This window comes from Actinospineispora eucalypti, assembly GCF_039543365.1.
GTDB classification, from domain to species: Bacteria; Actinomycetota; Actinomycetes; order Mycobacteriales; family Pseudonocardiaceae; genus Pseudonocardia; species Pseudonocardia eucalypti.
In genome coordinates this window covers 138660-150257 of sequence record NZ_BAABJP010000003.1, presented here as the reverse complement: position 1 = coordinate 150257, position 11598 = coordinate 138660, and the positions used below count along the sequence as shown (strand labels likewise).

11 protein-coding genes are annotated in these 11598 nt (G+C 72.8%); 9 read left to right on the top strand and 2 right to left on the bottom strand.

All coding sequences use genetic code 11. The features are described 5' to 3' along the window. Window positions 1-109: 109 nt before the first annotated feature. Entirely contained in the window at window positions 110-1471 is a 1362-nt protein-coding gene (locus ABEB12_RS05015) for an FAD-dependent oxidoreductase (RefSeq protein WP_185064742.1), read from the bottom strand. A gap of 150 nt (window positions 1472-1621) precedes the next feature. On the opposite strand from ABEB12_RS05015, the gene ABEB12_RS05010 reads away from it, so the two are divergent. Both ABEB12_RS05010 and ABEB12_RS05005 read left to right on the top strand, forming a co-directional pair. Continuing rightward, window positions 1622-2233, top strand: coding sequence for a class I SAM-dependent methyltransferase (locus tag ABEB12_RS05010; protein ID WP_345702573.1), 612 nt, complete (start codon window positions 1622-1624; stop codon window positions 2231-2233). Next, window positions 2217-2834, top strand: a complete 618-nt coding sequence (locus ABEB12_RS05005; protein ID WP_185064743.1) for a hypothetical protein — start codon at window positions 2217-2219, stop codon at window positions 2832-2834. Before ABEB12_RS05010 ends, ABEB12_RS05005 begins: the two co-directional genes overlap by 17 nt. Here ABEB12_RS05005 and ABEB12_RS05000 read toward each other — a convergent pair whose 3' ends face one another. After that, window positions 2835-3875, bottom strand: coding sequence for a substrate-binding domain-containing protein (locus ABEB12_RS05000; RefSeq protein ID WP_185064744.1), 1041 nt, complete (start codon window positions 3873-3875; stop codon window positions 2835-2837). Window positions 3876-4043: 168 nt separating this feature from the next. Between ABEB12_RS05000 and ABEB12_RS04995 the strand changes: the two genes are divergently transcribed. From ABEB12_RS04995 to ABEB12_RS04965, 7 genes are read left to right on the top strand one after another with little or no spacing between them, the layout of a single operon-like run. Continuing rightward, a complete protein-coding gene (locus ABEB12_RS04995) occupies window positions 4044-5186 on the top strand; it encodes a Gfo/Idh/MocA family protein (RefSeq protein ID WP_185064745.1) in 1143 nt (380 codons plus the stop codon). Further along, window positions 5183-6358, top strand: a complete 1176-nt coding sequence (locus tag ABEB12_RS04990; protein WP_185064746.1) for a DUF993 family protein — start codon at window positions 5183-5185, stop codon at window positions 6356-6358. Before ABEB12_RS04995 ends, ABEB12_RS04990 begins: the two co-directional genes overlap by 4 nt. After that, entirely contained in the window at window positions 6355-7167 is an 813-nt protein-coding gene (locus ABEB12_RS04985) for a TIM barrel protein (RefSeq protein WP_185064747.1), read from the top strand. Before ABEB12_RS04990 ends, ABEB12_RS04985 begins: the two co-directional genes overlap by 4 nt. Before the next feature lie 18 nt (window positions 7168-7185). Then, window positions 7186-8574 (top strand): MFS transporter, encoded by a 1389-nt coding sequence (locus tag ABEB12_RS04980; RefSeq protein WP_185064748.1) that lies wholly within the window; start codon window positions 7186-7188, stop codon window positions 8572-8574. Beyond that, on the top strand, window positions 8571-9563 hold the full coding sequence (locus ABEB12_RS04975) for a uroporphyrinogen decarboxylase/cobalamine-independent methonine synthase family protein (protein ID WP_185064749.1): 993 nt from the start codon (window positions 8571-8573) through the stop codon (window positions 9561-9563). Before ABEB12_RS04980 ends, ABEB12_RS04975 begins: the two co-directional genes overlap by 4 nt. Further along, window positions 9556-10608 (top strand): NAD-dependent epimerase/dehydratase family protein, encoded by a 1053-nt coding sequence (locus ABEB12_RS04970; protein ID WP_185064750.1) that lies wholly within the window; start codon window positions 9556-9558, stop codon window positions 10606-10608. Before ABEB12_RS04975 ends, ABEB12_RS04970 begins: the two co-directional genes overlap by 8 nt. 1 nt (window position 10609) lies before the next feature. After that, on the top strand, window positions 10610-11596 hold the full coding sequence (locus ABEB12_RS04965; protein WP_185064751.1) for a dihydrodipicolinate synthase family protein: 987 nt from the start codon (window positions 10610-10612) through the stop codon (window positions 11594-11596). Window positions 11597-11598: the final 2 nt, after the last annotated feature.

Below are 11598 nucleotides of genomic sequence, written 5' to 3'. Positions count from 1 at the left end.
TTTCGCCCTTGCTCTGCTGGTCACGTTTGCCCATGTGGCAGTTTTCCACGCAGAGCCATAGCGTCGTCGGCAGTACTCGGGGGAGAGCGTTCCGGGTGCGTGCGGGTGATCAGTGCAGCTCGGCTACGGCGGTCTCCAGGCCTCGGTGGAAGGTCGGGTAGGCGAAGATCGTCCGGCGCAGCCGGTTGGTGGGCACCCGGGCGTGCACCGCGACGGTGAGCGCGGAGAGCACCTCGCCGCCGTTCGGCCCGACCGAGGTGGCGCCCACCAACACACCGGCCACGGCGTCCTCGACCAGCTTGATCAACCCGTCGCCGCCCGGGCCGTGGATCCAGCCGCGGGTGGTGGCGGACATCGGCGTGACGCTGGTCCGCACGTCCAGGCCGGCCTCCCGGGCCTGCGCCTCGGTGAGCCCGACCGCGCCGACCTCGGGATCGGTGAAGGTCACCCGGGGCACGGCGTGGTGCTCGGCGGTGAAGTCGGGGTCCTCGCCGAGGATGTCCCGCTCGACGATGCCGGCGTGGTACATGGACATGTGGGTGAACGCGCCCTTGCCGGTGATGTCGCCGATCGCGTAGACGCCGTCCACCACGCGCATCCGCCGGTCGGTCGGCACGAAGCGCTGCCCGCCGTCCACGCCGACGGTGTCCAGGCCCAGCTCGGCCAGGTGCGCGGTGCGCCCGGTGGCCACGAGCAGGTGTTCGGCCCGCAGCGAGCCGGTGGGCAGGCGCACGGTGAACTCGGAGCCGGAGTGGGAGACCGCCTCCACGCCGGCCGAGGTGTGCACCCCCAGCCCCTCCGCGCGGAGAACGTCGGCGACCACCTGGCTGGCCTCCGGCTCCTCCAGCGCCAGCAGCCGGTCGGCCCGCTCCACCACGTCCACCTTGCTGCCGAACCTGGCAAACGCCTGAGCCATCTCCACGCCGATTGCGCCGCCGCCGAGCACCACCAGTGACGCCGGCGCGGCCTCCGCGCGCACCGCGTCCCGGTTGGTCCAGAAGGGTGTTTCCGCCAGCCCGGGTACCGGTGGCACGACCGGGCTGGTGCCGGTGTTGAGCACGATCGCCCGGCTCGCGGTGAACTCCTGGTCGCCCACCCGGATCGTGCGCGGGCCGGTGAGGCGGGCCCGGCCCCGGACGAACCGGCCGCCCTTGCTCTCGAACCGGTCCACCGCGATCTGGTCGTCCCAGTTGGTCGTGGCCTCGTCGCGGATCCGCCGGGAGACCGGCGTGTAGTCCGCGCTGACCTGGGCGGAGCCGGCCAGCGCCGGTACCCGCCGCGCCTCGGCCAGCGCGTTTCCGGCGCGGATCATCATCTTGCTCGGGATGCAGCCGTAGTACGGGCACTCGCCGCCGACCAGGTGTGCATCGACCCCGAGTACCGACAGTCCCGCCTCGGCCAGCCGGCCGGCCATGAAGTCCCCGCCGGGCCCCATGCCGACGACAATTACGTCAAAGTTGTTCTCCGGCATGTCCGGCCCCCTTCGTCACTCGCAGCCTATGCCCGGCCCCGGCGCGCTCGATCGGGTTCGTGCTATAGCACGAGCCGGTTCGTCGTCCTGGTCGGCCGGGGCGGCCTGGATCACGAAGCGCCGAGCCGGCCGCGACGGCACACTACCGTCGTGTTCAACCCAACTCGTGAGCTGTTGACGTTCATGTCGGTCGTCGCCCGCCGGCCCGCAACGGTCGGCGCGTTCGCGCCGAGCTCCGTCCCGCTGGCCGAACGGCTGGCCTCGGTGGTGCCCCGTTCGGCCACCACGGTCGTGGAGCTGGGGCCGGGCACCGGGCCGGTCAGCGCCGCCATCCACCGGCGGCTGCCGGTGGGCGTGCGGCACATCGGAGTGGAGATCGACGAGCAGTTGGTCGAGTACCTGCGCGCGAACCAGGTTCCGCTGGACGTGGTGCACGGCGATGCCGGCGAGCTGCGCGCGCTGCTCGCGGAGCGCGGCATCCAACGGGTGGATGCGGTGGTCAGCGGGCTGCCCTGGGCGGTCTTCGACACCGACCGGCAGCGTCAGATCCTGGGCGAGGTCGCCTCGGTGCTGGACCCGGAGGGGGTATTCACCACATTTGCTTACCTGCATGCCTTGCCAAGTCGACCGGCCCGCCGATTTCGCGCAATGTTGCGATCGCATTTTGATGAGGTGCTGATGACCACCAGTGTGTGGCGCAACCTTCCTCCGGCGGTGACCTACGTGTGTCGGCGGGTGAAACCGCATGCCGAGCTGGGATGAGCTGCTCGGTTCGGTTTCCCCAAGTCTGCTTCTGCTCATCGTCGGCGCCGCCGTGGCCGCCGAGTCCGCATTCATCTGGACCATGTGGCTGCCGGGCGCGACCGGCCTGTTGGCGCTGGGCTTCTTCGCCCGGCTGGACGTGGTCGAGCTGGCGCCGGCCATGTTCACCGGCCTGTGCGCCGCGTTGGCCGGCAGCACGGTCGGCTACCTGCGCGGCCGCCGATCCGGGTTGCACGAGCGCGTGGTCCGGCTGGCCGAACGGATCAGCGGCCGGCCCCTGCCGCACGACGGCGAGTTCCTCCGCCGGTGGGGCGGGCCGGCGATCGCCGGGTGCCAGTGGGTGGTCATCTCGCGCACGCTGATGCCCCGGCTGGCCGCTTCGGGCGGGTGGTCCTACCGCCGGTTCGCGCCCTGGAGCGTGCCCTCGGCGGCGCTGTGGGGCAGCGGGCAGGTCGGCTTCGGCTGGCTGGCCGGCGAGGCGTACCGGGAGGTGGCGAAGTGGTCCGGGTGGATCGGCGGGGCGGCGCTGCTGGTGCTCACCGGCGCGGCGCTCGCCGGGCTGCGGTCCGCGCGCCGGCCCCGGGTGCGCCGGGCGGTGTAGTCAGCCCGGCGGTGCCGCGGTGGACTCCCGCAGCACCAGCTCCGCCGGGATGCGTACCCGCCGCGGGGGTCCGGGCGGGGCGTCCGTGAGCACCAGGCGCATCGCCTCGCGGCCCATCCGGTTCAGGTCCAGCGCGACGGTGGACAGCGCGGGGGAGAGGTGGCGCACGATCGGAATGTCGTCGAAGCCCACCAGGGACAGCCGCTCCGGCACCGGCACGCCGTGCTCGCGCAGGGCCATCAGGGCGCCGATGGCCATCACGTCGGTGACGCAGAACAGCGCGGTGGCCGGAATCCCGGCGGCCACCAGCTCGCGGGCCGCCGCGTAGCCGCCGTCCTCGGTGAAGTCCCGCTCGATCACCAGCAGGTCGGACTCCGGGATGCCGGCCGACGCCAGCTCGGCGGCGAAGCCGCCGAGCCGGTGCGCCACCGTGGTCAGCGTGCGGGGGCCCGACGCCACCGCGAAGCGGCGGTGGCCCAGCTCGAGCAGCGCCCGGGCGATCGCCGCCCCGCCCGCCCGGTTTTCCGGCAGTACCGCGTCGCCGGGCAGGTCGTGGTGGCTGACGAACGCGTACCGCCCGCCGGCGTCCCGGTAGTTCTCCAGCTCGGTGCGCATGGCCCGCTGGTACTCCGGGTCGGCGAACCCGCTGCCCACCAGCAGGATGGCCCGGGCGCGCTGGGCGCGCAGCGCGGAGACGTACTCGATCTCGCGTTCCGGCGAGCGGAAGGTGCTGCCCAGCATCACCAGCGCGCCGCCCCGGGTGGCCACCTCGATGGCCCCCCGGGTGATGGAGGAGAAGTACGGGTCGCTCACGTCGTGCATGACCAGCCCGACCGTGGTGGTCGCGCCGCCGGCCAGCGCCTGGGCGTGCGCGTTCGGCACGTAGCGGAGCTTCCGGGCGGCGGCGAGCACCCGGTCGCGCAGCTCGGCGCGGACCACCCGGTCGCCGCCGTTGAGCACCCTGGACGCGGTCGCCAGGGAAACCTCGGCCGCGTTCGCCACCTGTTCCAACGTGACGTAGCGCCCGGCGTGAGTATCCATCGCCGCCCCCTTGACCCTTCGGTTCCCGGAGTCTAGCGTGCTGGAAAGCGCTTACCGGAAAGCGCTTTCCGATTGAGGGTAAGATTTACGAATCCTCACCGAGGCGAGGCGCCGGGCCGGGCCACACCGCAACGAAGGGGGCGGCCCGGCGCCGAGAGGGGCCAGTGCATGGAGCGACGCGTCGTCGGCATCGCGATGAACGGGGTTACCGGCCGGATGGGCTACAACCAGCACCTGGTCCGGTCCATCCTGGCTATCCGCGAGCAGGGCGGCCTGGCCGCCGGGGACCAGGTGCTGTGGCCGGAGCCGGTACTGGTCGGGCGGAACGAGGACAAGCTGCGCGCCATCGCCACCCGGCACGGCCTCGACCGCTACACCACCAGCCTGGACGAGGCGCTGGCCCAACCGGACGTGCAGATCTACTTCGACGCGCAGACCACCCAGCTGCACGAGAAGGCGATCACCAGCGCGATCGAGGCCGGCAAGCACGTGTACGCGGAGAAGCCGCTGGCCGAGCGGCTCGACGTGGCGCGGGAGCTGGCCGCGGCCGCCGACCGGGCCGGCGTGCGCACCGGCGTGGTGGCCGACAAGCTGTTCCTGCCCGGCCTGCGCAAGCTGCGCCGGCTGCTGGACGGCGGGTTCTTCGGCCGGCTGCTGTCGGTGCGTGGCGAGTTCGGCTACTGGGTGTTCGAGGGGGACTGGCAGTCCGCGCAGCGCCCGTCCTGGAACTACCGCACCGAGGATGGCGGCGGCATCACCCTGGACATGTTCTGCCACTGGGAGTACGTGCTGCACAACCTGTTCGGCCGGGTGCGGTCGGTGCAGGCGCTGTGCGCGACGCACATTCCCGAGCGGGTCGACGAGCAGGGCAGCCGCTACGCGGCCACCGCCGACGACGCGGCCTACGGAATCTTCGAGCTGGACGGCGGGGCCATCGCGCAGATCAACTCCTCCTGGGCGGTCCGGGTGTTCCGGGACGAGCTGGTCGAGTTCCAGGTGGACGGGACCGAGGGCAGCGCGGTGGCCGGACTGCGCCGGTGCCGGGCGCAGCACCGTTCGGCGACCCCGAAACCGGTGTGGAACCCGGACGTGGCCAACCCGCTGGACTTCCGCGCGCAGTGGTCCGAGGTGCCGGACAACGAGGACTTCGACAACGGGTTCAAGGCGCAGTGGGAGCTGTTCCTGCGGCACCTGTACGCCGACGGCCCTTGGGAGTTCGACTTCACCTCGGCCGCGCGCGGCGTGCAGCTGGCCGAACTGGGCCTGCGCTCGGCGTCCGAGGGCCGACGCCTCGAGGTGCCCCAGCTGTGACCACGCTGATCCTGCCGCATGCCGATGGCGGGCTGCGCCCGCATCGGCTCGTGAGTGGCGAGTACCGCTATGGCGCTACTCGCCACTCACGGGCCACGCGCGAGCGCGTGGCCTACGCCGCGGCCCACGTGGTGGCCGACCCGCTGGCCGACAACACCCCCGGCCGCCCGGCCGCACTGGACTGGGACGCCACCCTGGCCTTCCGGCACCACCTGTGGCGGCACGGGCTGGGCGTGGCCGACGCGATGGACACCGCGCAGCGCGGCGCCGGCCTGGACTGGGCGACCACCGCCGAGCTGATCAGGCGCAGCGCGAGAGAGGCGCGCGCGGTCGGCGGCGCACTGGTCTGCGGCGTCGGCACCGACCAGCTTCCGCCGGGGGAGCACGACCTGGACGCGGTGCACCGCGCCTACGCCGAGCAGCTCGAGCTGGTGGAGGACGCCGGGGCCACCCCGGTGATCATGGCCAGCCGGGCGCTGGCCGCCGCCGCGCGCGGCCCGGAGGACTTCGCCAAGGTGTACGGCGCGCTGCTGGACCAGGTGCGCGGGCCGGTGCTGCTGCACTGGTTGGGGCCGATGTTCGACCCGGCGCTGGCCGGCTACTGGGGCGGCGCCGGGGCCGACCTGGACGCAGCCACCGAGTCCTTCCTGGCGATCGTCGCCGGCCATCCGGACAAGATCGACGGGGTCAAGGTGTCCCTGCTGGACGCCGAGCGCGAGGTGGCCATCCGCCGCCGGCTGCCGGCCGGGGTGCGCTGCTACACCGGCGACGACTTCAACTACCCGGAGCTGATCCTCGGCGACGACCAGGGTCACAGCGACGCGCTGCTCGGGATCTTCGACCCGATCGCCCCGGCGGCGGCCGCCGCGCTGGCCGCCCTCGACGAGGGGGACGCCGAAAAATACCAAGAGATCTTCGCGCCGACCGTGCCGCTGGCCCGGTGGATCTTCCAGGCGCCGACCTTCCACTACAAGACCGGCATCGTCTTCCTGGCCTGGCTGGCCGGGCACCAGAGCCACTTCCAGATGGTCGGCGGCGCCCAGAGCGCCCGCTCGCTGCCGCACCTCGGGGAGCTGTTCGTGCTCGCCGACGCGGCCGGCCTGCTGTCGGACCCGGAGCTGGCCGCCGGGCGGATGCGCGCGCTGCTGCGCACGGGCGGGGTGGACCAGTGAGCCTCAGCATCAACCGGGAGTCGGTCAAGCAGTGGAAGCTGCCGGAACTGGTGGACGGCTGTGCGGTGCGCGGCATCACCGGCGTCGGCCTGTGGCGCTACGACGTCGAGGCGTACGGGGCGGCCGGCGCGGCCGAGCTGGTGCGGGACGCCGGGCTGGAGGTCACCTCGCTGTGCCGGGGCGGCTTCTTCACCCGCCTGGACCGCAACTTGGAACACAATCTCGACGACAACCGCCGCGCGATCGACGAAGCCGCCGCGCTGGAAACCGACGTACTCGCGCTGGTCTGCGGCGGCCTCCAAGACCTGGACCTGAGAACCGCCCGGCAACGGGTCGCCGACGCGATCACCGAGCTGGCGCCCTACGCGGCCGAGCGCGGGGTGCGGCTGGGCATCGAGCCGCTGCACCCGATGTTCTGTTCGGACCGATCGGTGGTCAGCACCCTGGGCCAGGCGGTGGAGCTGGCCGAGCGGGCCGGCCCGGCCGAGGCGGTCGGCGTGGTGGTGGACGCCTACCACGTCTGGTGGGACCCGGAGCTGGACGCGGCCGTCCGCCGCGCCGGGGAAGGGGGCCGGATCGTCGCGTTCCAGGTCTCCGACTGGGTCACCCCGCTGCCGGCCGGCGTGCTGACCGGCCGGGCGCTGATGGGCGACGGGTGCATCCGGCTGGCCGAGATGCGCGACCTGGTGGAAGCCGCCGGCTACACCGGGCCGGTCGAGGTGGAGATCTTCAACGACGAGCTGTGGGCCCGGCCCGGCGCCGAGGCGCTGGACCTGATCATCGAGCGGTACCGAAGCGAACTGGTGTAGCAACCCAAAGGCGGGAACATGAGCACCACCGGTGGAGAAAAGACAGCGGCCGACAACACCGTGGCGCGGCTGGAACGGCTGCCGTTCGGGCGGGTGCACCTGCGGGTGGCCTCGCTGCTGGGCACCGGCACGTTCTTCGACGCGTTCGACTCGCTGGTCATCGCGGTCGTGCTGACCGTGGTGATCAACACCTTCCAGGTCCAGCTGGGCAGCGCCGGACTGCTGATCAGCGCGGCGTACGTCGGCCAGTTCATCGGCGCGATCTCGCTGGGCGCACTGGCCGAGCGGTACGGCCGGCGGCTGGCCTTCATCGGCTCGCTGGCCTGTTTCGGCCTGCTCAGCCTGGCCGCCGCGTTCGCCTGGAGCTTCGAGTCGCTGCTGGTGCTGCGGCTGCTGCAGGGCATCGGGCTGGGCGCCGAGGTGCCGATCGCCGGCGCGCTGTTCAACGAGTTCGTGCGCGGCCGCAGCCGGGGCCGGGCGGTGATGATGTACGAGAGCATCTTCAGCTGGGGCATCCTGCTGGCCCCGCTGATCGGGTTGCTGTTCTTCCAGCTGTTCGGCCAGGAACTGGGCTGGCGGCTGCTGTTCGTGTTCGGCGCGCTGCCGGTCGTGGTCGCCGTGGTCGCGTACTACAAGCTGCCCGAGTCGCCGCGCTGGCTGGCCGAACGCGGCCGCACCCAGGACGCGGGCAAGGTGCTGGACGAGATGGAGGCGGACGCGCGGGCGCGCGGCGTCACCCTGGAGGAGCCGGAGGTGAAGTCGCCGGCGGACGTCAAGCCCACCCGGTTCGGCGAGCTGTTCAGCCCGGCCTACCGCCGCCGGACCGCGCTGTCCTGGGTGACCTGGTTCTGCGGCTACTTCATCCTCTACGGCTTCTCCACCTGGCTGCCCACGCTGTACGTGAAGCTGGGCGGGCTGCCCACCGGGAGCGCGCTCGGGCTTACCGCCGTGGTGAGCGCGATCTACCTGGTGGAGATCTACATCTTTGCGCTGACCGTGGACCGGGTCGGCCGCAAGCCGTGGTTCGTCGGCGGGTTCGCGCTGGCCGTGCTGGGCGGGGTGTTCGGCTGCGTGGCGATCGCGCTGGGCGCGACGGCGTGGCCGGTGCTGTTCGTGGCCGGCCTGCTGATGGGGCTGGGCATCAGCCCGGTGACCGCCGGGCTCTACCTGTACACCCCGGAGCTGTACCCGACCCGGATGCGCGCCTGGGCGACCGCGACCGGCAGCAGCCTGAACCGGGTGGCCAGCACCATCGGCCCGATCCTGGTGGGCACGCTGCTCGGCGCCGGCCTCGGGCTGGGCAGCGTGTTCCTGGCGTTCGGGCTGGTGGCACTGGTCGGGTTGGCGGTGATGGCCGCCTTGGGCATCGAGACCAAGCAGCGAGTGCTGGAGGAACTGGCCCAGTGATCGAGACGACGCTGGTGGGCAGTTACCCGGTGCCGTCCTGGCTGCGCGCGGCGCCGTCCCGCGAGGCGCTCGACGACGCCGCCGCCGTGGTGCTGGCGCTGCAGCACCGGCTGGGCGTGGACCTGCTCACCGACGGGGAGCTGTCCCGGTTCGACATCAACCACCCCGAGACCAACGGCATGATCGAGTACTTCGTGCGGCCGCTGGGCGGGGTGCGTTCGGCGGTCGGCCGGGCGGACGCGGCCCGGTTCGCCGCGCAGGCCCACATGGGCTTCCGCGCCCGGCCGGCCGGGGTGGTCACCGGGCCGCTCGACGAGGGCACGCTGGACCTGGTCGGCGCCTACCGGGTGGCCCGCGCGCTGGCCACCGGGCCGCTCAAGTTCACCGTGACCAGCCCCTACATGCTGGCCCGCACGCTGCTGGACGACCACTACGGGGACCTGCGCACCCTGGCCCTGGCGCTGGCCGACGTGCTCGCCGGACAGCTGGCGGAGATCGACGCCGAGGTGGTCCAGGTGGACGAGGCCAACGTGCCCGGCCGCCCCCAGGACGCCGAACTGGCCGCCGACGTGATCAACCGGGTGCTCGACGCCGTGCCCGGGACGCCCGCCGTGCACCTGTGCTTCGGCAACTACGGCGGGCAGCGGGTGCAGTCCGGGCGGATGCGCGAGCTGCTGCCGTTCTTCGCCGCGCTGCGGGCCGACCACGTGGTGCTGGAGGCGGCCCGGCACGACGTGGACGACCTGAAGGTGCTCGCCGAGGTGCCCGACCTGAAGTTCGGAGTCGGCGTGATCGACATCAAGGACACCCAGATCGAGACGGCCGACCGCGTCGCCGGGCGGATCGAGCGCGCGGCCGGTTGGCTGGGCGGCGTCGGGCGGATCCGTTACGTGCATCCGGACTGCGGGTTCTGGATCCTGCCCCGGTCGGTTGCGGACGGAAAGATCGCCGCCCTGGTCGCGGGAAGGAACCGCTTCCTCGGTGAGTGACCCGGCCACTGACCCGCTCGCCGAACTGGACCGGCACCTCTGGCAGCCCACCGAGGCGGTGATCACCGACCTGGCCGGGCTGCCCGGGAACCTGTTGCTGCTCGGCGCCGGGGGCAAGCTCGGGCTGAGCCTGGCGCGGATGGCCCGGCTGGCCTTCGACCGCGCCCCGGACCGCGGCCCGGACCCGGGCCGCGAACGCAGGGTGATCGCGGTGTCCCGGTTCGCCGAGCCCGGCCGGCGCGCCGACTTCGCCGACGCCGGCATCGAGACGATCCCCGCCGACCTGGCCGACCCGGCGGCGCTGCGCGCGCTGCCCGACGCGGCGAACGTGATCTACCTGGTCGGCCGGAAGTTCGGCACGCACGGCGACGAGTGGACCACCTGGGCGGTGAACACCTACCTGCCGGCCCTGGTCGCCGAGCGGTTCGCCGGATCCCGGATCGTGGCGTTCTCCACCGGCAACGTCTACCCGCTCACGCCGGCCGGCTCCGGCGGGGCCGACGAGGGCACCCCGCCCGGCCCGGTCGGCGAGTACGCGCAGTCCTGCCTCGGCCGGGAGCGGCTGCTCGAGCACGTCTCGCGGGAGCGCGGCACACCGATGTCCATCCTGCGGCTGAACTACGCGATCGACCTGCGCTACGGCGTGCTGCACGACATCGCCCGCGCGGTGCAAGCCGGCGAACCGGTGGACGTCACCATGGGCAGCGTCAACGTGCTCTGGCAGGGCGACGTCAACGCGGTCACCCTGCGCTCGCTGCGGCACTGCGCCTCGCCGCCGGACGTGCTCAACGTGACCGGTCCGGAGACCGTTTCGGTGCGCTGGCTGGCCCACGAGCTGGGCCGGCGGCTGGGCCGGATGCCGGTGATCACCGGCGAGGAGGCGCCGACCGCGCTGCTGTCCAACTCCGCCCGCTGCATGGCCCGCTTCGGCTACCCGTCGGTCCCGCTGGAACGGATACTGGACTGGACGGCCCAGTGGGTGGCCGCCGGCGGGCCCAGCCACGGCAAGCCGACGAAGTTCGAGCAGCGCGGCGGGGTGTTCTGAGGTGGAACGCGCGGTGGCCGACGCATTGCGCGACGGCCGGGTGATCCCGGCGCACCCGCTGGCGCTGACTTCCGACCGGAAGCTGGACGAGGAACGCCAGCGTGCGTTGACTCGGTACTACCTGGACGCCGGCGCCGGCGGGGTGGCGGTGGGCGTGCACACCACGCAGTTCGCCATCCACGACCCGGCGGTCGGGCTGTACCGGCCGGTGCTCGAGCTGGCGGCCGAGGAGCTGCGTGGGGCCGACCCGTCGGTGATCAAGGTTGCCGGGGTGCTCGGGCCGACCGGGCGGGCGGTCCGGGAGGCGGAGCTGGCCGCCGGGCTGGACTACGACCTGGCGCTGGTCGCGGCCAGTTCCTGGGGGGACGTTCCGGAGCCGGAGGTGTTGGCCGGGTTGCGGGCGGTGGGCGAGGTGCTGCCGGTGTTCGGCTTCTACCTGCAGCCGGCGGTGGGCGGCCGGGCGTTCGGCGTCCCGTTCTGGCGTGAGCTGGCTTCGCTGCCGGCCGTTCGGGCGATCAAGATCGCGCCGTTCGACCGGTACCGCACGCTGGACGTGGTACACGGGGTCCTCGCGTCCGGCCGGGCCGGGGAGGTCGCGCTCTACACCGGCAACGACGACGCGATCGTGGCCGACCTGGTCACCCCGCTGCCCGGGGGTGCCCGGATCGTCGGTGGGCTGCTCGGCCAGTTCGCTGTGTGGACGGCCGGCGCGGTGGCGCTGCACGCCCGGATCCGCCGGCTGGTCACGGCGGGTGAGCCGATTCCGGCGGACCTGTTGGAGCTGGGGGCGCAGCTCACCGACGCCAACGCGGCGGTGTTCGACGCGGCGAACGGCTTCCGCGGTTGCATCCCGGGCATCCACGAGGTGCTGGTCCGGGAGGGTGTGCTGGCCGGCCGCTGGTGCCTGGATCCACAAGAAGATCTTTCGCCAGGTCAGCTGGCCGAGATCGACAGGGTCTGGCGGGCCTACCCCCGGCTGCGCGGCTGACC

What these genes read in the sequence shown, in the direction of transcription:
- ABEB12_RS05015 (WP_185064742.1), bottom strand. Translation starts at nt 1,471, where the DNA reads ATGCCGGAGAACAACTTTGACGTAATTGTCGTCGGCATGGGGCCCGGC.
- ABEB12_RS05005 (WP_185064743.1), top strand. Translation starts at nt 2,217, where the DNA reads ATGCCGAGCTGGGATGAGCTGCTCGGTTCGGTTTCCCCAAGTCTGCTT.
- ABEB12_RS05000 (WP_185064744.1), bottom strand. Translation starts at nt 3,875, where the DNA reads ATGGATACTCACGCCGGGCGCTACGTCACGTTGGAACAGGTGGCGAAC.
- ABEB12_RS04995 (WP_185064745.1), top strand. Translation starts at nt 4,044, where the DNA reads ATGGAGCGACGCGTCGTCGGCATCGCGATGAACGGGGTTACCGGCCGG.
- ABEB12_RS04980 (WP_185064748.1), top strand. Translation starts at nt 7,186, where the DNA reads ATGAGCACCACCGGTGGAGAAAAGACAGCGGCCGACAACACCGTGGCG.